This is a genomic window from Rhodococcus sp. P4_B6 (assembly GCF_056402215.1).
This window is the reverse complement of the sequence record NZ_JBFUHV010000162.1, coordinates 1-19,731: the sequence shown is the minus strand read 5'-3', so window position 1 is coordinate 19,731 and position 19,731 is coordinate 1. Positions and strand designations below refer to the sequence as shown.

Here is a 19,731-nt window from a genome sequence, read left to right as displayed (position 1 = left end):
GGGTGTGGATGAACATCGTCAGCAGCTCGCGCAGCAGGTCGGGGCTCGCGCCGGTGAGTCGGTCGGTCAGGATCTGATGCAGGTCGATATCGTGGGCAGTGGTCATCGCGTGCTCTTTCGTCGAGTCGAGTTGGTACCTCTCTCGAAGAATCACGCGGTGACCGTCTCTCGTCCGGTTACGACACGCCGGTCATTGGTACGAGATCCGGCTCGTACACCATCATCGTGGACGTAACCCCAATGGTCGCACTCCTCCCCCGCCCGTCTCCAGTACGGCGAGGTGGCGGGCTGGACGAGGACCTGATCGACCAAAGGCATTGAACGTCAGGGCGTGGGACAAGGACCGCGGCCTTGGACTTCCCGGATGTAGGCGATCTCGCCGACCGAGAGCCAGGTGTTCACCACGACGAGCGGCACTCCCGCCGCCCACGGTCCCCGAAATGCTTCTCCGGCAACATGTGAGCGTTCGGCGCGAGCACCGCAACCGGCCACCCCTCGGCAACGAGCGCCGGTGCGCCTGCCAACCGAAGACATCGCGTACGTAGTTCCGTGCAGGTTCAGTGCTTCTCTTCGTCCACCCCAGCGATCCAATCGCCCGAGCGACGCCGCGCCACAGTCGAGATAGGACGTGGGTGTCACCGGTGCGGAAGAGGACTCCGAGTCGTTGCACATTCCGGTCGATCGACGTATTGGCTACAGGTAGATGGTCTTCAACTCCGTGTACTCCAGGACCCCTTCGACTCCCAGTTCGCGCCCGAGCCCCGACCTGCGGATACCTCCGAACGGCACAGCAGCATCGACTCGCACTACATTCACCCCGAATGTCCCGGAGCTCACTCTGCGGGCGACGTCGAGGCCGCGTTGCCGATCACTGGTGAACACCGCACCGGCGAGCCCTAGATCAGAGTCACCAGCGATGGAAATCGCATCCTCGACATCGTCGACAGGGATGACGACCGTGGCAGGGCCAAAGAGCTCTTCGCGGGCAACTCGCATCGAGTTGGTCGCATCGGCGATGACGGTCGGTTCGACGTACCAGCCCGCGGCGAATGCCGGATGAGCGCGGCCACCGGCCGCAAATCGTGCCCCCTCGGCACGGGCTGAATCGAAGAGCTCAAGCAAACGCGCCCGCTGCCTGCCACTTACGAGCGGTCCGATCTCGGTGGCCGGATCGACGGGATCGCCCACTACTTTCGCCTCGGTGAGCGCTGCGAGCCCGTCTACCACATCGTTGTAGATCGACTTCGGGGCCAGGACGCGGCCGAGCGCAGTACACGCCTGGCCGTTGTTCTGTGTATAACTGTCGACGATCACCGGCAGAGCCGCGGCCAGATCGGCGTCGTCAAGGACGATCGCGGCCGACTTCCCACCGAGCTCGAGTGTGCATCGCTTCAGCTGCTCGCCGCACACGGCTGCCACTCGCGAACCTCCGAGAACGCTTCCGGTGAAGCTCACTTTGTCCACTCCTGGGTGGGCTACCAGTCTCGCGCCGATCTCGGCGGACCCCGGAAGTATGTTGACCACGCCGTCCGGGACGCCGGCGTCGCGAAGCGCCTCCGCGACGATGTACGCACTCAAGGGCGTCTCAGCAGCAGGCTTCGCAACGACGGTGCAGCCGGTCAGCAGAGCCGAGGCCAGTTTCTGGCAGAGCATCCGCACCGGGGAGTTCCAGGGGATGATCAGGGCGGCGACACCGATCGGCTCACGTCGAATAATCGCCGGGCCGAGCGCTCCCTGACGCTCCACTTCCCACTCGATGCTTGCCGCCAGGTCCGCCGCTGCACGGAAACGCTCAGCACCGGACTGCCCGGCGGTGTGAGCGATGGGGACGCCGTTCTCCGCTGTTATGCAGGCTGCGATGTCGGTCGCACGAGATTCGAGGGCGTCCGCGATCCTGCATAGAAGTTGGGCGCGCTCGCGCACGTCCATGGAGATCCATTCGAACGAGGCCAGTCCCTGCCTGGCAGCCGCGACAGCGCGGTCCACGTCGTCGGCTGTTGCGACCGGGACAGACCCGACCTCCGAACCGTCAGCTGGACTATGGACGGTCTCGCGCGCGGCGCTCGTAGGCGGGCAGATGTTGCCACCTATGAAGAATCCGGCCGGGTGACGGGCATACATGAGTCATGAGCTCCTTGGTCGACGAGGCGTCGCATGCGGCCGACTATTGCCCGAGAATCAGCTTGTTGACGTCGAGAGTGACGCATGCAACACTAAATGTATACCATATCCAGTCGGTCGCCGATGTGAGTCTCCATCGCGCAAACCTGCTGGCCCCCAATCAATGCCGATCGGATCGGAGCACGATGCCCGATAGAAGCAAGTCCATCGCTGCAGAGGTACCCCCCACCGCAAGTCCCGCACCCGTACCGAGTTCCCCAGACGCGACGCCTCCGGCTGCTCGCGTGACGGCGCGCCGAGCTGCGATCGCAGGCGGCGCCGGGACACTCATCGAGTACTACGACTTCGCGAGCTTCGGCTTCCTCGCCGTCGTCATCGCACCCCTCTTCTTCCCCGCCGGCGGACCCGCCGTCTCCGTCCTGCTGACCTTGGCGGTGTTCGGGTCCGCGTACCTCATGCGACCCGTCGGCGGCTGGTTCTTCGGACGGTTGGGCGATCGCACAGGTCGACGGCGTGCACTTGTGATCACCGTCGTAGCGATGGGTATCTGCAGCGGGCTCATGGGCGTGCTCCCGACACATTCGTCTGTCGGGCTGTTGGCCCCCATACTCATGGTCATCCTTCGATTAGCTCAAGGGTTCTGCACCGGAGGTGAGATCGGCGGCGCAGCGACGTACGTAGCGGAGTCCGCACCATCACATCGTCGCGGCTTCTACGGATCGATCATCCCTCAGGGTGCGAACCTCGGCTTCGCTACCGCGGCAGCCGTGGTGGGACTCGTCAGCACGCTCACCTCCGCAGATCAGTTGCTCAGCTGGGGCTGGCGCATCCCGTTCCTCATCGCCTTTCCGCTCGCCGCGATGTCCCTGTGGATGCGCCTCAAGCTCGAGGACACAACCGAGTTCAAGGAGATGGCTTCGCGGCACGAGGTCGTCAGAAGCCCCTTCCGCGTACTGCTTCGCAGCAACTGGCGGTCGGTCCTGCAGGTAGTCGGGATGGCGATCGCGATGAACGGGGCTGGATATATCGGCCTCACCTACTTCAGCGTCTACCTGATCCAGGATCTCAAATTCGAGAAGCAGGCTGTGTACTGGACGTCAGCGTTGGCAATCGGCCTGTCGTGCGCTCTCTACCCATGGTTCGGCACCATGGTCGACCGATTCGGCAGGCGAAAAGTCCTCCTCGGCTCCTACATCGCCACTCTCATCGTGGCCTGGCCCTCGTTCGCGATCCTGGGCTCGACCCGCAGCATGCTGGTCGTCGGTCTCGTGTACTTCGTGTACACGTCCTGCAACGGCGCGTCCCTGGTCCCAGCCTTCACCCAGTTCACCGAGCTATTCCCGCGACGGGTCCGCTACAGTGGCGTCGCGTTGGGATTCAACATCGGCTCCATTCTCGCTGGCGGGTCGGCTCCGTACATCGCCGCCCAACTCACGCAATCGACCGGCAACCCGATGGCCCCCTCGTACTGGGTAATTGCCGTATCGATCGTCGGCATCATCACAGTGCTGACCCTGCGCGAGACCGGCCGCAGCCGCCTGCCCGTCTGAGCTCGCAAACCGACGAAAACGCAGCGACGCCGCGTCCGCCGAACACGGCGTCGCTGCCTTCGGTCAGCAAGTCTCGTCGGTTCGCAGTTCTGCAGCTATGACGAGTTCCCCTCTGTAACTACGCATATCGCAATCTTGTCCGTCTCGAAGGCGCCCACCGCATATCCGAGCCAGCCGAGAAGACCCTCCCCGACCCTGCCGAAGTCCTGAGGACGACTCTTGCCGACACTGATCTCGCAATAGGTGGTCGGGATCGTCAACATTGTTCGACCGCGATCTGCCCAACGGCAATGAAGGTGTCGCACGAGCTCGCCGCTGACGTTAAGGAAGATCCGAAAGCTTCTTCGAGCCTGGATCTTTCACTGCCAGCCTCGGAGGCGAGATGTGGCGGATCAAGATACAGGACATCACCGATGGCGTTCCGCTCCTTTCCTCGTATAGTGACGAAATTAGTTGTTCTCGAACCATTCTCAATCTGGAGGCAGAAGCCGTGACCTTCCCGGTCCTTGTTACCGCTCGCCGTGACGTGTCGGAAGGAGTCTGCGTTTTCGACTTCCAGGCGCAGGACGGTTCCGAGCTCCCGCGATGGGAGCCCGGAGCACATATCGATGTCATTCTCCCGTCAGGGCGGATCCGTCAGTACTCTTTGACGGGCGACCTCCTCGACCGCACGACTTTTCGGGTCGCGGTACTCCGAGAGGAAGCGGGTCGTGGCGGGTCGATGGAACTGTGCGACGCTGTCACTGTCGGCCAGGCCCTAGCCATCGATGGCCCGCGCAATCATTTCGCGTTGGAAGAGGCAAAGCGCTACCTTTTCATCGCGGGAGGCATCGGGGTGACACCTATTGCGTCCATGATTCGATCTCTGGGAACGAAGCCCGACGTTCAGTGGCAGCTGCTCTACGGTGGGCGAAGCCGCACCAGCATGGCCTTCGCTGATGAACTGCTCACCCTCGGTGGGCAGGTGAGCATCCAGCCATTCGACGAGCACGGTCACCTCGACCTAGGCGCCCTCGACTCACCTGACCCCGATCTCCTGGTGTACTGCTGCGGGCCCGGTCCGCTGCTGGACGCGGTCCAGCAGCGGATGACCGAGGCTGGATGGAAGGACCAACTCCGACTGGAACGCTTCGCACCAGGTGAGGCGATGGATCACGATCCCGATACCGGCTTCGACATCGTTCTCGAACGGGCGGGCGTGAGACTTCATGTCCCAGCGGATCGAACGGTGCTCGCGGTCATCCAGGAAGAGCTGCCCGAACACCCCTTCTCCTGCGCCGATGGCACATGCGGCACCTGTGAGACGAGGGTGATCGCAGGCGTCCCCGATCACCGTGACTGGGTGATGACAGACGAGGAGCAGGCGGCGAACGATCGGATGATGGTGTGCGTGAGCCGCTCCAAGACCCCTACACTCACGCTCGATCTGTAGGCGTCCGCCATCTTCGACGACCTGTACGCGGGGACCCAGTCCTTGCCACCCGTGCTGATGCCGGCCAACCTGGGCAGCGACTGCGCATTGGCAATGAACGCCCACAGTGAGCTCCGGCCTGGGAGGGATCGCCGCAAAGACAGTGCTGCCGGAGCGGGAAGCCCGCGATCTGATGGAACGATGCCTACACAGACGGTTACGGCAACGAGCAATCCGGCATCATCGCGGATCACTTTATCGACTGCGAGTTGCGCAGGCTCTCCCATGAATGATTTACCCCAGCTGCTGTTTACGAGACGCCTCGACATCCACTGCAGTTTCGAAGACCTTGCGGGAGAACCTCGTCCACGGCGTCAATGAGGACACGCGGCCGCTCGGCCCACGTGCCGAGGCGGTTGGCCACCACGGCGCCCCCGAAAGCCGTCTTCCACTACTATGTAGTCGTAGGTCGCCTCCCCGCTCCGCCTCGCCGGTGCTCGGTTCATAAAAGCCACATATTGTATACGTTATCCAGCAGTGGTCTACTAAACCTGTGATCATCCGTCAGGGACGGCCGAACACCACCCCAATGCGTTGACGCGGTGATGTTGTGGGCCCTGCTTACACCTGGCCACGACAACCCGCCTCCACAACAGACAGCGAGGAACACCGTGTCCAGTCCGTCCGTCGCCAAGGACTACCTCTCGTTCGAGCCGTTGACACCGACGGCGTTCTTGGATCGGGCCGCCGCGGCACACGGTGACCGGATTGGGGTTGTCGACGGCGACCGTCGATGGACTTACATGCAGCTCTACGATCGGTGCACCCGGCTTGCCGGCGGGCTGGCCACACTCGCCGACGGCAGACCGGTAGCGGTGCTGGTGCCAAATACACACGTCATGCTGGAAGCAAACTTCGGGGTGCCCTGGGCTGGCGTACCACTGGTAGCTGTGAACACCCGACTCTCGGCAGCTGAGGTCGGCTACATTCTGGAACACTCGAAGGCGTCCGTGCTGATTCACGACCCGTCGTTCGACGGGCTCGTCGACACAGTGCTCGCCCAGCTCGACACCGCACCACATCGGATCCGAACCGGCACGCAGTACGAGGAACTGCTGACCGAGGCGCAGCCACTGCACCTCGTACCCACGGATGAGCGGTCGCTGTTGTCGATCAACTACACGTCCGGGACCACCGGGCGTCCCAAGGGGGTCATGTACCACCACCGAGGTGCCTACCTTCAGGCGCTAGCCATGGTGGGCCACACCGGGCTGACACCATCGTCGGTGCATCTCTGGACGTTGCCGATGTTCCACTGCAACGGCTGGTGCTTCCCCTGGGCCGTCACCGCCGCAGCCGCGACCCACGTTTGCCTGCCCAAAGTGGATCCGACCGAGGTGTGGCGACTGATCCGTGAGGAAGGCGTCACGCACCTCAACGGCGCCCCGACCGTGCTGTCAATGATCGCCTACGCCTCTGGTGCGGCGCCGCTGAGTGGACCGCGGGTGCGTGTGGCGACAGGAGGGGCGCCGCCCTCGCCGGCGATCCTGCGGCAGATGAGCGAACTCGGGTTCGAGGTGACCCACTTGTACGGACTGACCGAGACCTACGGGCCAGCGATGCTGTGCGACTGGCGCCCAGAATGGAACTCTCTCGACCCGGAGGTCCAAGCGCGACTCAAGGCCCGCCAAGGCGTGGGGAACATGATCTCGTGCACGGCAAGGGTGATCGCCGAGGACGGATCGGACGTGACCGCGGACGGTGTGACGACGGGGCAGATCGCCCTGCGCGGAAACAACCTGATGCTCGGCTATCTCGACGACCCGGAGGCGACCCTGGCGGCAGCGCCCGACGGCTGGTTCCGGACCGGGGACATCGGCGTCGTGCATCCCGACGGATACGTCGAACTGCGCGACCGCTCGAAAGACGTGATCATCTCCGGTGGAGAGAACATCGCGTCCGTGGAGATCGAACAGGTGATCATGGATCATCCCGCGGTACTTGCAGTGGCGGTGATCGCGGTACCCGATAACCGATGGGGTGAGGTCCCGGCCGCCTACGTCACCCTGAAACTGGGCGGGCGCGCAACCGAGCAGGAGATCATCGAACACGTCAAGGCCCGATTGGCGCGGTTCAAGGCCCCGAAATCGGTCGTCTTCGGGGCACTGCCCAAGACGTCGACCGGGAAGATCCAGAAGTACCTGCTCCGCGATAAGGCATGGGCAGGCTCCGGGCACCGTATCCAATAGGACGGCTCTGCGCCTGGGTCATCGGGCTGCGACGAAGCCCATCGCAAACTCCGTGTACTTCCAGACGACCTCGTTTTCCGTCGAGTCAGCGCAGCGCATCGTCGATTTCGAGGAGTTGCCGGGCGTCGCGCAGCAGAAGATCGGCGGGATTTGCATGCGCGGGCTCGGCATCGTCCGTCGCGCGAAAGACATTGCCGACGCTTCACCTCCACAACTGTCAGTTAACGGAGACGACGGGCCCCGCCACCGTGAAGCACTCCATCGCTATTTCCATTCCCGAGGTGGCCAGAACAAGGTCACCACTCGTGCGGGACTTCCCTGTGCCGCATACCGCCCGCCTGCGGTACCGCGGCGCGTGCGCGAACTGCACGCATCGCTCTGCTAGTTTTGCTGGTGGAAACCGGGTAATTGGGAGTAGACACTATGGGTGACATATCGGCGTTGATCTCGATCTCTGCTCCGCCGCCCAAGCAGTCGATGCCGGCCATGCTGGCGGACCGGCTCCGCACAGCGATCGCTAATGGACGTTTGCGGCCGGGACAACAACTGCTCGAGCAGGAACTGGCCCGTGAATTGGGGGTCAGTCGTGGACCGTTACGCGAGGCGTTTCAGCGCCTGACCCAAGAAGAGCTTCTTGTCAACATTCACAATCGGGGGCTCTTCGTAAAACCCCTCTCAGCTGCGGATATCGAGGACATCTGCCGGACGCGCGCGGCGATCGAACGGGCCGCCGGCCTTGAGATCATCCGCACGAATAATTACGCGTCTGCCAGTGAGTCGTTGCACACGATCATCGCCCGGATGGTCGCAGCCGTCGCTCAGCACGATGAGGTCGCAATCACCGAACTCGACATCGAATTCCATGAAAAGCTCGTCGAACTCGCCCGTAGCCCACGTCTGTCGCGCGCGCACCGCACCCTGGTGACCGAAACCCGGATGTGCATGTCAGTTCTCGAGGGCACCGTGTATGCGACGCAGGATCGCGTCATCGAGCATCATGACCTGGCCGAGGCCATCCGGGGAGCCGAGGGTGCGACCTTCGGTCGCCTTATCACCATGCACATGGACATCGCCGCCATGCAGATCAGGTCGGCCATGTTTCCGGTCGAGTAGCACGGCTCTCCCCTGTCGATCGCAGCGCGCGATCGACTGGAGAGAGGCGCGCCCATTCGGGGGCGGGTTGCCGGTCAGAGTCGTGCGCGTCGGCGTGCCCGCTGTGTGAACGAGTACGCCACCAAGAGCACGCCGAGGCTGATCAGGCTCAGCAACAGCTGCGGCCTGGTGCTCTCGATCACGCTCATCGAAAAGATGATAATGACGATGCCGAGCACTGTGACGATGCCGAGCCACGGATGCAACCACATCTTCAGGCCTAGTGCGGCTTTCTCGTCGTCGGTCATCCGGGAGCGCAGGCTCAGCTGTGACAGCGCGATGATGACATATACGAACAGTGCCACCGCACCGGCGGAGTTCATGATGAACGAAAATACCCGATCTGGTGAAACATAATTCATGGCGACTGCCACATACCCCACGATCGTGCTGAGCAGGATCGCTTTCCATGGGACGCCACGTGAGTTGCAATCCTTGGTCCAGCTCGGTGCCCAGCCTCGGTTGGCGAGTGCGAACATCATCCGAGAGGCGGTATAGAGGCCGGAGTTGAGGACGGACAGCGCAGCGGTGAGCACGACAACATTCATGATCTGCTCGGCTGCGGGCAGGCCGAATTTGTCGAATGCCGCCGCAAAGGGGCTGGAGTTGCTCGGGATCTCGGTCCAAGGCGTGATCATCAGCAACAGTGCCACAGACCCCACATAGAAGAGCAGAATCCGCCACAAGACCGTGTTGGTCGCCTTGGCCACCGCTTTGGCGGGGTGCTCCGACTCGGCGGCTGCCATCGTCACGATCTCGGCACCGAAGTAGGAGAAGATCACCACCACGACGCCCTGCAGGATCGAGAACCCACCGTTGACGATGAAGCCGTGTTGGCCGATGTTGGCGACCGACAGCTGCGATGCCGGCCAAATCCCAAGGACGAAAAGCGCACCGATGGCGAGGAAAACGACGATAGTAGCGACCTTGATAGAAGCAAGCCAGAACTCGGTCTCTCCGAACGAGCGCGCCGACAGCAAGTTGGTGGCCGTCAGGATGAACATGAGCACCAGTGCGAATACCCAGTCCGGTGCGTGGAACCATCCGCCCAGGAGTTTGCCGCCGACGACGGCTTCGAAGGCGACTACGCCGACCCAGAAATACCAGTACAACCACCCGACGACGAAGCCGGCGCGCTCGCCGAGCGCCTCTCGCGCGTACTCCATAAAGGAACCGAGAGTGGGTTTGGCGGTGGCCATTTCACCGAGCATGCGCATGACGAAGATGACAAGCACCCCGCCGAGGGCATAGGACAGCACGGCCGCCGGTCCGGCCGTGTGAATGACCGACCCACTGCCGACAAACAGACTGGCGCCGATAATGCCACCGAGAGCGATCATCGTTAGGTGCCGTTGCCGCAACCCACCCTTATGGAGGGTCCGGGTTGGCCGTCCTGCCGCGTTGATCTGGGCGCTTCCCTCCGAACCGCCCCGTGTGGATGTCACCGACTGCGCTCCGTCAGTGGGTGGATGTGCATCGGAATTTGGACTGAATGCCATTGAGCCTCCAAGCTGGGATTGAACATTGTCAACAATCGGGCACTGTAGCGCACACGGTGTGATTCATCACTCCCCACGTGAATTCTTCGGGTAACGGCTCCCAAGAGAGCACTCTTCGCAAAATTGACTGCAGTTGAACAGTGCTGAGCAGGGTTGCATACGACGTAAACAGAAGATAGCGAACTCGCGAGCTCCGCCCTTCTCGGGTTCAGATCAGGAGATACGTCTGATTGTTGACAATCTTGCCACCCGCTAGAGAGGATGGGGGCATGAAGACCGGCCACGATTCTGCGCCAATGACGACATCGCGCAGAACCAGAGGGCCACTCGGCGCGACCCTCCCTATGTTCCTGCCCGCCACTGGCGGCAGCGCTCCCCATGCGATGGCTCTGGCATTACCCGGAGGCTCGCAACCGCCTTCGGCGCGAAGGCCATCACGGACCCAATTGCGATGAGCAGCACGCTCCCAAGGCACCGCCCCCGGGACTGCGACATCCACCCAGGGCAGCACGGCCGACACAACGGCACCGACGGGATAGAAGAGACCGATGGCGGTCGGGCCCGAGGACTATGGGAAGGTCGATCCGGTTCGACGCGAGTTCCTGGTGCGCGAGTACCTGCCACGCCGCATCCGGGAGGCGGACCTAATCGCCCGCGCCGACCACCGTGGCGAACCTCTGGTGCAGATCGCGCCGCCGCTGGTATCGACCCGATCCGAACGCGACGAGATCGTCGACGCCCTACGCGAGGTGCTCACCGACGCCGGCGAGCAGATCGGGCTGCGCGGCGTGCATTGACCTCCTGACCCGGGCAGAAGATTCGGGAACCGACCCGCGTGCCTCCACGCGGCCCACAACTTCTGCCCTACCCGTCCTACCCCAACCCGTGGCTGCCCATCGCAGCAGCCGATGCGGCCCCGCGAAAGCGGACCGCTCGCCCGAATCGAGGACACCGTGACCGTCGAAGCCGCGGACATTGCCATCACCGACCTGCTGCAGTCCTGCTCGGTCGAAATCGACACCAGCAGTCGGCGCCTGGCCGAATACAGCTGCGACGCATCGAATTACCGGATCACCCCCGTCGGTGTGGCGTTTCCCCGGTCCGCCGCCGAGGTCAGCGAAGTTGTCGCGGTATGCCACCAGGCCGGGCTCGCCGTCATCGCGCGCGGCGGCGGCACCTCCATGGCCGGCAACGCGATCGGCGGCGGTCTGGTGCTGGACTTCTCCCGGCACATGGACCAGGTGATGTCGATCGACCCGCAGACCCGGACGGCGGTGGTCGAGCCCGGGGTCATCCTGTCCGAACTCTCCCAGGCGGTCGAAGCCCACACCGGCGGGAAGTTGACCTTCGCCCCGGACCCGTCCAGCAAGACCCGCGCCACCATCGGCGGGTCCGTGGCCAACGACGCGTGCGGCAACCACTCGGTCAGGTACGGGCGCACCGCCGACCATGTGGAGTCCCTCGACCTGGTTCTCGCCGACGGAACCCGGCTGACCGCCACCCGCACCGGGATCGAGGCCACCGTGTCCAGGGACACCGTCGCCACCGCACGCGCCGAGCAGATCACCGCACAACTGAAAGACCTCACCCGCGACTACCTGTCGCAGTTCCGTCTCGAGCTCGGGCAGATCCCCCGGCAGGTCTCCGGCTTCCACCTCTCACACCTGCTGCCCGAGAACGGGTTCGACGTCGCCCGCGCCCTGGTCGGCAGCGAAGGCGCCTGCGCGATCGTCGTCGGAGCCACCGTCGGGCTGGTCGACGTCCCCGCGTCGGCGCTGCTGCTGATCCTCGGCTACGACGACGTCGTCGACGCCGCCCGCGACATCGAAACCATCCTGCAATATTCCCCCGCCGCTGTCGAAGGCATCGACGAGCAGATCGTCGAGACGATGCGGGCCCGCCGCGGCGCCGACTCGGTCGCCGACCTCCCCACCGGTCACGCCTGGCTGTATGTCGACCTCGACGGCGAGGACCCCGACTCGGTCTCCGCCCAGGCGCAACAACTGCTCACCGAACTGCGGGAGAACGGACGGGTCCTCGACGGCCGCGAGGTCCGCGACCCGGTCGCCCGTAAGAAACTCTGGCGGGTGCGTGAAGACGGCGCCGGCCTGTCGTCCCGGCTCGACAATCCCGACGGCACGTCCGTCACCTCCTGGCCCGGCTGGGAGGACTCGGCCGTCGCACCGGAGAACCTCGCCGACTACCTCGCCGATTTCCGGCTGCTGCTCACCGAATTCGACCTGATCGGGGTGATGTACGGGCACTTCGGCGCCGGCTGCATGCACATCCGGATCACGTTCGATCAACGCACCGAACAGGGCCGGGACGTGATGGCCCGGTTCCTGCGCGCCGCCGCCCGCCTGGTGGTCAAACACGGCGGAACCCTCTCCGGTGAGCACGGCGACGGCCGGGCCCGCTCCGAGCTGCTCCCGGAGATGTACTCCCCCGCGATCATGGCCTCGTTTGCGCGGTTCAAAGAGATCTTCGACCCCGGCGGCATGCTCAACCCCGGCATCATCGTCAACCCGCCTCCGGTCACCGACGACCTCTCACTCGCCGGTGTCCCCGCCCTGCCCTGGCGGACCAGCTTCACCCTCCACGAGACCGGAAACGGGGACGGAACCGGTGGTTTCGCCGACGCCGTGCAGCGGTGTATCGGTGTGGGACGCTGCCGCTCGCACTCCGGTGGGGTGATGTGTCCGAGCTACCGGGCCACCGGTGACGAGAAGGACTCCACCCGCGGCCGCTCCCGGGTGCTGCAGGACATGGTCCGCGGCGCCCGCACCGTGGACGAGGGCTGGGCGTCGGAGGATGTGCGCGAGGCACTGGATCTGTGCCTGTCGTGCAAGGCGTGCTCCACGGACTGCCCTACCGGGGTGGACATGGCCACCTACAAATCGGAGTTCTTCGACCACTACTACTCCGGCCGGATCCGCCCCATGGCGCACTACTCGCTCGGTTGGCTACCCCGGTGGCTGAAACTGACCTCGCGGATGGCGCCGGTGGTCAACGCCGCCCTCGCCACCCCGCTCAAGTCGCTAGCCCTGGGAATGGGTGGGCTGACCACCGAACGCGCGCTGCCGCCGTTCGCCTCCCGCCGCAGGCTGACGAAAGCGCTCGGCGAGACCCGGCCCGCCGACAGTGACGTGGTGCTCTTCGTCGATTCGTTCACCCAAGGGTTCCGGCCCGAGGTGGCCGCGGCAGCCCGCCGCGTCATCGACGCCGCCGACCACACCACCGAGGTGCGCACCGACCTGTGCTGCGGGCTGACCTGGATCTCGACCGGACAATTGAAGCAGGCCAAGAAGCGGATGGCACGCACCGCCGCCGCCCTCGACGACGGCACCGACCGGCCGATCGTGGTCACCGAACCCAGCTGCGCGGCGGCGCTGCGCAAGGACCTGCCCGAACTCGTGGACACCGACGCCGCCCGTCGGGTCGCCGCCCGGGTGCGCAGCTTCGCCGAACAAGTCAGCGTCCAAGTCGAAGACGGATGGGCACCGCGGCATCGCGTTCCCAGTGAGGTGACCGTGCAGACCCACTGCCATGAATACGCGGTCTTCGGCGCCGAGACCCAACGCCGCGCGCTGAACGCCGTAGGTGTGACCACCGTGCGCGAAGCCACCGGATGCTGCGGGGTGGCAGGCAATTTCGGTTTCGAACGCAACCACTACGACACCAGCATGGCCGTCGCCGAACAGGCCCTGGCCCCCGCCCTGCGCGCCTTCCCGCAGACCACGGTGCTCACCGACGGATTCAGCTGCCACATGCAGGTCCGGCAGCTGACCGACAACCACACCTCCGGCGCGTCGGTTCACCTCGCGCAGATCCTCGACCCCCACACCCCGCAAGGAGACATCAGGTCATGACCACAGCAACCGCGTTCGCCCCCACCATCGGGACCCAGTCCGTTCCCACCGGACTACTCATCGACGGAACCTGGCGCGACGCCGCCGACGGCAAAACGTTCGAGGTCGAGAACCCCGCCACCGGCGAGGTTCTCGCGGTGATCGCCGACGGCGGACCCGCCGACGCCGACGCCGCCCTCTCCGCCGCCGTGGCCGCGCAGCAGTCGTGGGCGAAGACCGCGCCCCGCGCCCGCAGCGTGATCCTGCGCCGCGCCTACGACCTGGTCATGGCACGGCAGGACTGGCTCGCCGAGATCATGACCTCCGAGATGGGCAAGCCGCTCGCCGAGGCCAAGGGTGAGGTCGCCTACGCCGCCGAGTTCCTGCGCTGGTTCTCCGAGGAAGCCGTCCGCATCGGCGGTGACCACACCACCACCGGCGACGGCGCCAACCGGATCATCGTCACCCGCGAACCGGTCGGCCCCTGCGTACTCATCACCCCGTGGAACTTCCCCCTGGCCATGGGCACCCGCAAGATCGCTCCCGCCGTCGCCGCCGGCTGCACCATGGTCCTCAAGCCGGCCGCGCAGACCCCGCTGACCTCGCTCGTGCTCGCGGCGATCATGCAGGAAGCCGGCCTGCCCGAGGGCGTCCTCAACGTCGTCAACACCACCGACGCCGGCTCCGTCGTCGAGCCGTGGATGTCGAGCGGCAAGGCCCGCAAGATCAGCTTCACCGGCTCCACCGCGGTCGGCAAACTGCTGCTTAAGCAGGCCGCCGACGCGGTCATGCGGTCCTCGATGGAACTCGGTGGCAACGCCCCGTTCATCGTCTGCGCCGACGCCGACATCGACACCGCCGTCGACGGGGCCATCGCCGCCAAGATGCGCAACATGGGTGAGGCGTGCACCGCGGCGAACCGCATGTACGTGCACCGCAGCATCGCCGATGTCTTCTCGGAGCGGTTGGCCGCCCGGATGGCGTGCATGCAGGTCGGCAACGGCCTGGACGAGGGTGTCCAGGTCGGGCCTCTGATCGACGCCGCCGGCCGCACCAAAGTCCAGTCCCTGGTCGACGATGCACTCGGCCGCGGCGCCAAGGCGCTGACCGGCGGCGCCGTCCCCGACGGTGCCGGCTACTTCTACCCGCCGACCGTACTGACCGACGTCTCCATCGAGTCGGACCTGATGACTACCGAAATCTTCGGCCCGGTCGCCCCGGTGGCCCCGTTCGACGACGAGGACGAGGTGATCCGGATCGCCAACGACACCGACTGGGGTCTGGTCGGCTACGTGTTCTCCCAGGACATCGACCGCGCTTTCGACCTCAGCGAACGGCTCGAAGTCGGCATGGTCGGCGTGAACACCGGCATCGTGTCCAACCCAGCCGCACCCTTCGGGGGCGTCAAGCAGTCCGGCCTCGGCCGGGAAGGAGGCAAAATCGGCATCGACGAGTTCCTCGAGTACAAGTACCTCGCCGTGCCGCGCCGACGCGGCGCCTGATAATTCGGGCCTGCGCCGACTACCTCGGTGCAGGCCCAGCAGGATGGCAGACGTCGCCATAGACACCTTTCGCCGAGGAGAATAGGTCGGAAGAGGACCACATCGACGAACGCAGTAGGTCTCTGCGGCGGCCGCTCGAACTCGACACCTTGCTCGCGAGGGTGCATCGGACGCTCGATAGAGCCATCGACGTCGCGGCACGTCTATGGTCGCACCACCGCTATGCGCCAGATCCTCGATCTCGCGCCACCTCGCCGGAACCTCCGCCACTCCCCTCCGGGCTCGGGCTGGCATAGACGACGCCGAATGGTTCGCCCGGCCGGAAGCCAGGGCCTGACCATCCGGCGTCCCCCAACCGCTGCCAAGCCTTCATCGACATCGGCGACCGCGGGCACGCCGACGCTGAGCACACCCTCCACTTCATCGTGCGGTCCCAACCCGGAAATCGCTTGAGGCGGTGGCTCTGCCCGCACATTGACGAGATCCACTGTCCTCGGAGGTTGAGGGGTGGAACGAGTCCATCAGCACGGTCGTCGCCACAAACCCCGCCCGGGCAGGTTTCACACCAGTCCGGGCGGCGTTTGCCGTCAGGTCAGCGGTTCGCGATGTTGTAGAAGCGTGTGTCCTGGTACTCCTCAAGCCCTTCGGCTCCGCCCTCGCGTCCGAGCCCGGACTGCTTGACCCCACCGAATGGCGCCGCGACGTTGGAGACGACGCCCTGGTTGATACCCACCATGCCCGTCTCGAGTCGGTCGGCGACCTTGAGAGTGCGGTCGAGATCCTGCCCGAAGACGTATCCGGCGAGCCCGTACGGCGTATCGTTCGCAAGAGCGACGGCCTCGGTGTCTGTCGTGAAGCGGGTAATCGTGGCGACAGGCCCGAAGATCTCCGTCTTGGCGATTGTCGAGTCGGCCGAAACATGATCGAGCACGGTCGGCGCAAAGAAGTGTCCGTCAGCCTCGATCGCAACTCCGCCGGTCAAGAGGCTAGCCCCTTGTCCGAGTGCGGTGTCGACGAGTTCGGTCATCGAGTTCTGTGCCTTCCGATCGATGACAGGCCCCAACTCGACTCCCTCACCGAAAGCGTGGCCAACCGTTACCTTGGCCATCGACTCGGTAAAGGCCTCGGTGAACGCGTCGGCAATGCCTTCCTGCACCAAAATGCGGTTCGCCGCGATGCACGACTGCCCACCATTGCGCAGTTTGGCTTTCATAGCGCCTGCAACGGAGTGTTCGAGATCGGCGTCGTCGAGAACGATGAAGGGTGCGTTCCCGCCGAGTTCCATCGAACTGCGCAGTACGTTGACGGCAGCCTGCTCGAGTAGCCGGACGCCGACTGGTGTTGAACCAGTGAAGGAGACCTTCCGCACGCGCGGATCGGACATCACAGTGCTGCTCAACTCGCTGGCCTTCGAGCTGGTCACGATATTGACGACCCCATCAGGGACCCCTGCTTCCCGCAGGATATCGGCGAACAACAGGCTCGTAAGTGGTGTGAGAGCCGCCGGTTTGAGGATGACGGAGCATCCGGCTGCAAGCGCCGGAGCGATCTTCCGCGTCGCCATGGCAAGTGGGAAGTTCCATGGCGTGATGAGCAGGCACAGGCCGACCGGTGACCGGCTTGAGAGGAGCCTGCCGTCGCCGTTGGGGCTCGGCCGGACGGTACCGCCGGGCCGAACTGCTTCGTCCGCGTACCACCTGACGAAGTCCGATCCGTAGGTGAACTCACCATATGCTTCGGCGAGCGGCTTGCCCATTTCGCGGGAGATGAGCAGGGCGAGGTCGTCTCGCTGTTCGACCATGAGGTCGTACGCGCGGCGCAAGACGTCGCTGCGGTGTCGGGTGGTGGTGGCAGCCCATTCTCGGCCCGCCTCGGCGGCGATGTCGACAGCTCGTTGTGCGGTATCGGCATCGGCGTCGAAGACTGTAGCGATTTGGGTGCCAGTGCCCGGGTCGTCGACCCCGAACGGTGCGCGAGGTGACTCGCGGAGTGCGATGCCTGCGCCGAGGCGGAGGTCGCTGGACAGTCGGCCGAGAACTCGGTCGGATGCCGCGAGGACGGTCGGGTCTGCCGGAACGAGGGTGCGAACACCGACTACGTGCCCGGTCATGCCGACACCCGTACAGCTGCGATTCCGCTCTCGACGACCTCGACGATCCGCTCGACTTCGTCGTCGGTAACCACGTAGGGGGGGCTGATCTGGATCGTGTTGCCGCGCAGCACACGCAGAATGACACCGTGGTCCAGTGCGTAATCTGCGATGGCATCACCGGGTATCGCCGGATCGAGTTCGATGCCTCCGATCAGTCCGCTGTTCCTCACTTCGACGACGCCGTCGGTCTTGCTGATACCGGCCAAGGCGGTATCCAGTACCGCAGCCAGTTCGGTGACGCGGGGAAGGAGTTGCTCACTTTCAAGAAGGTCGAGGTGGGTCCAGGCGACGGCACAGGCGACGGCATGACCAGCGTAAGTTGTTCCATGGCGGTAGATCGGGGCTTCCGGGCCGTCGTAGAAACGCTCCCAGATTCGCGGCGCGACCAGTACACCGCCGAGAGGGATGTATCCGGATGTAATGCCCTTGGCCATCAGCACCATGTCTGGTGTGAAACCGAAGTGCTCACTGGCGAACATTGAACCAGTGCGACCGAAACCGGTGATGACCTCGTCGGCGATCAAAAGGATGTTGTGTTCGGCGGCGAGGCGCTGCAGCCCCTCCAAGTAGCCGGGTGGAGGCGGGAAGACTCCGCCCGTTCCCATAATCGGCTCGGCGATCATGGCGGCAATCTTGCCTGCGCCTATCTCGAGGATCTGGGCTTCGACTGCGTCGACGTCGAGATGGTCCATCCGTGCGGTCTCCGGGATAAGCGATTCGGTTCCGTAACCCTCGCGGTTGAAGTCAAGGCCGGCGATGCTCGATCCGTATCCGTGAATGCCATGGTACGAGTACTGCCGGCTCAGAATGATCTGCTTCTCGGGCTTTCCCTCGAGCTGCCAGTGGCGCCGCGCGAGCTTGCATGCACTCTCGACGGCTTCTGATCCACCGCTGCCGAACATCACCTTGGCGTTGTCGAACGGGGCGAGCGAGGCCAACCGATCGGCCAAGCGAAGCGCCTGGTCGTTCGCGAAGCGATTGAATACGTGATAGGTCTCGAGCTTGCGGAGTTGGTCGTACGCGACGCGTGCTAGCTCCTCCCGCCCGTGGCCAATGTTCGCGTGCCACAGGCCTGCAGTTGCGTCGAGGAGTTGTGCACCCTCACTCGTGCTCACATATGCGCCGGAGCCCTCGGTGATGATGATCCGACGATCTGCAATCGATGGCATGTGGGCTTGCGCGCTCCACAGTGCGCCGCCGTCGGTGGATGTGAACACGTGACCTCCCAGTTAGGATTGTAGGACATTTCTACAGTAGAGCATCTATCTAGAGTTCTCTACACTGAGCTGTGTGACCGCCTTCGATGACATCGCCCTCAGCAGGAAAAGCACGGCCGACCAGGTCGCGGAGGGATTGACCGACAAGATCATGAAAGGGGATCTGCGCCCCGGCGATCCCATCCGCGAAAGCGTGATCGCGTCGGCCCTCGGCGTTTCCCGGAACACCGTTCGTGAGGCGATGCGGCTGCTCGAGCAAGGGTCTTTGATTCGTTACGAGTTCAACCGTGGAGCTGTGGTCAAGCAACCGTCGAGTGACGAAGTGAGGGAGCTGTATCGAGCGCGCCGTGCGCTCGAGGTGGCCGCGGCGGGGACTTCCGCGCCAGAGGCGAGTACGGTCGCCGAGTTGCAGCACTCTTTCGATCGATTGTCAGAGGCGGCACGAGCTGGTGAACCGCGCCTAATCGTAACCAGGGACCTTCAGTTCCACTCCGCTCTGGTTGGCCTCCTGGGAAGCTCACGGATCAGCTCATACTTTGCCGAGCTCGTCAGGGAACTCGAGTTCTACCTGATGGCACTATCTGTCGGCGAGCGCGAATATCAACAGCCCGAATCCATCATCGATGAGCACCGGGTAATCCTCGCAGCGATCCAGGCCGGCGACTCGATCAGCGCCGCACAGATTGTCGCCGAGCACATCGACGGGAATGCCGGACGGGTCGACCGGGTGCTGCGAGCTAGAGACACGGAGACAGGTCCCCCACGTCGCACTTAGGGCCTGCGATGAATTAACTTAGTCAGGTTCGGGCGTGTCGGGGTTCGGGTGGAGGGTGTAGTTCCATTCGCCGTGGAAGTCGTGGCGGGTGAGGGTTCCGGTGTCGGTGAGGGCGGCCATGTCGCGGTCGGGAATCTTGACGCCGGTGGGATATTCGGCGGTGTCCAGTTCGGCGCGCACGCGCAGGCCGGTGCGGGTGGTGGTGGCTGCGATGGTCTCGACAATGACCTCGTGACTCTCCAGTGCTCTCCAGTG

Annotated in this window: 13 protein-coding genes and 1 pseudogene; 9 read left to right on the top strand and 5 right to left on the bottom strand. The window is 64.4% G+C overall.

Annotated elements, in window-relative coordinates:
- Positions 1-693 precede the first annotated feature (693 nt).
- Positions 694-2,121: an aldehyde dehydrogenase family protein gene (locus tag AC1DWT_RS40920; protein ID WP_477925023.1), complete on the bottom strand. Its 1,428-nt coding sequence runs from the start codon at positions 2,119-2,121 to the stop codon at positions 694-696.
- A gap of 284 nt (positions 2,122-2,405) precedes the next feature.
- On the opposite strand from AC1DWT_RS40920, the gene AC1DWT_RS40915 reads away from it, so the two are divergent.
- From AC1DWT_RS40915 to AC1DWT_RS40895, 5 genes are all read left to right on the top strand, one after another.
- Positions 2,406-3,671 (top strand): MFS transporter, encoded by a 1,266-nt coding sequence (locus AC1DWT_RS40915; protein WP_477925021.1) that lies wholly within the window; start codon positions 2,406-2,408, stop codon positions 3,669-3,671.
- Between the two features lie 382 nt (positions 3,672-4,053).
- The gene (locus AC1DWT_RS40910) at positions 4,054-5,103 is read left to right on the top strand and encodes a PDR/VanB family oxidoreductase (protein WP_477925019.1); all 1,050 of its coding nucleotides are present in this window, start codon (positions 4,054-4,056) and stop codon (positions 5,101-5,103) included.
- Between the two features lie 650 nt (positions 5,104-5,753).
- The gene (locus tag AC1DWT_RS40905; protein WP_477925017.1) at positions 5,754-7,331 is read left to right on the top strand and encodes an AMP-binding protein; all 1,578 of its coding nucleotides are present in this window, start codon (positions 5,754-5,756) and stop codon (positions 7,329-7,331) included.
- Positions 7,332-7,383: 52 nt separating this feature from the next.
- Complete coding sequence (locus AC1DWT_RS40900) at positions 7,384-7,716, top strand: hypothetical protein (protein WP_477925015.1); 333 nt, start codon at positions 7,384-7,386, stop codon at positions 7,714-7,716.
- Positions 7,717-7,754: 38 nt separating this feature from the next.
- Positions 7,755-8,444 carry a GntR family transcriptional regulator gene (locus AC1DWT_RS40895; RefSeq protein WP_477925013.1) on the top strand — a complete coding sequence of 230 codons (690 nt, stop codon included), beginning with the start codon at positions 7,755-7,757 and terminating at the stop codon, positions 8,442-8,444.
- Positions 8,445-8,518: 74 nt separating this feature from the next.
- On the opposite strand, the gene AC1DWT_RS40890 is transcribed toward AC1DWT_RS40895, so the two are convergent.
- Positions 8,519-9,889 carry an amino acid permease gene (locus AC1DWT_RS40890; RefSeq protein ID WP_477925026.1) on the bottom strand — a complete coding sequence of 457 codons (1,371 nt, stop codon included), beginning with the start codon at positions 9,887-9,889 and terminating at the stop codon, positions 8,519-8,521.
- Positions 9,890-10,530: 641 nt separating this feature from the next.
- Here AC1DWT_RS40890 and AC1DWT_RS40885 point away from each other — a divergent pair.
- The 3 genes from AC1DWT_RS40885 (at position 10,531) to AC1DWT_RS40875 (ending at position 15,332) form a co-directional block, all read left to right on the top strand.
- Positions 10,531-10,779 carry a hypothetical protein gene (locus AC1DWT_RS40885; protein WP_477925011.1) on the top strand — a complete coding sequence of 83 codons (249 nt, stop codon included), beginning with the start codon at positions 10,531-10,533 and terminating at the stop codon, positions 10,777-10,779.
- Between the two features lie 156 nt (positions 10,780-10,935).
- On the top strand, positions 10,936-13,851 hold the full coding sequence (locus AC1DWT_RS40880; protein WP_477925009.1) for an FAD-binding and (Fe-S)-binding domain-containing protein: 2,916 nt from the start codon (positions 10,936-10,938) through the stop codon (positions 13,849-13,851).
- Positions 13,848-15,332, top strand: coding sequence for an NAD-dependent succinate-semialdehyde dehydrogenase (locus tag AC1DWT_RS40875; protein ID WP_477925007.1), 1,485 nt, complete (start codon positions 13,848-13,850; stop codon positions 15,330-15,332). The genes AC1DWT_RS40880 and AC1DWT_RS40875 overlap by 4 nt, the downstream gene beginning before the upstream one ends.
- Before the next feature lie 592 nt (positions 15,333-15,924).
- Here AC1DWT_RS40875 and AC1DWT_RS40870 read toward each other — a convergent pair.
- Both AC1DWT_RS40870 and AC1DWT_RS40865 read right to left on the bottom strand, forming a co-directional pair.
- Positions 15,925-17,328, bottom strand: a complete 1,404-nt coding sequence (locus AC1DWT_RS40870) for an NAD-dependent succinate-semialdehyde dehydrogenase (protein ID WP_477925025.1) — start codon at positions 17,326-17,328, stop codon at positions 15,925-15,927.
- Between the two features lie 110 nt (positions 17,329-17,438).
- The gene (locus tag AC1DWT_RS40865; RefSeq protein WP_477925005.1) at positions 17,439-18,701 is read right to left on the bottom strand and encodes an aminotransferase family protein; all 1,263 of its coding nucleotides are present in this window, start codon (positions 18,699-18,701) and stop codon (positions 17,439-17,441) included.
- A gap of 73 nt (positions 18,702-18,774) precedes the next feature.
- Here AC1DWT_RS40865 and AC1DWT_RS40860 point away from each other — a divergent pair, with 73 nt between their 5' ends.
- Positions 18,775-19,476 carry a GntR family transcriptional regulator gene (locus AC1DWT_RS40860; RefSeq protein ID WP_477925003.1) on the top strand — a complete coding sequence of 234 codons (702 nt, stop codon included), beginning with the start codon at positions 18,775-18,777 and terminating at the stop codon, positions 19,474-19,476.
- 30 nt (positions 19,477-19,506) lie between these two features.
- On the opposite strand, the pseudogene AC1DWT_RS40855 reads toward AC1DWT_RS40860, so the two are convergent.
- Positions 19,507-19,731 (bottom strand): annotated as a pseudogene (locus AC1DWT_RS40855) (ISAzo13-like element transposase-related protein); the annotation flags it as partial.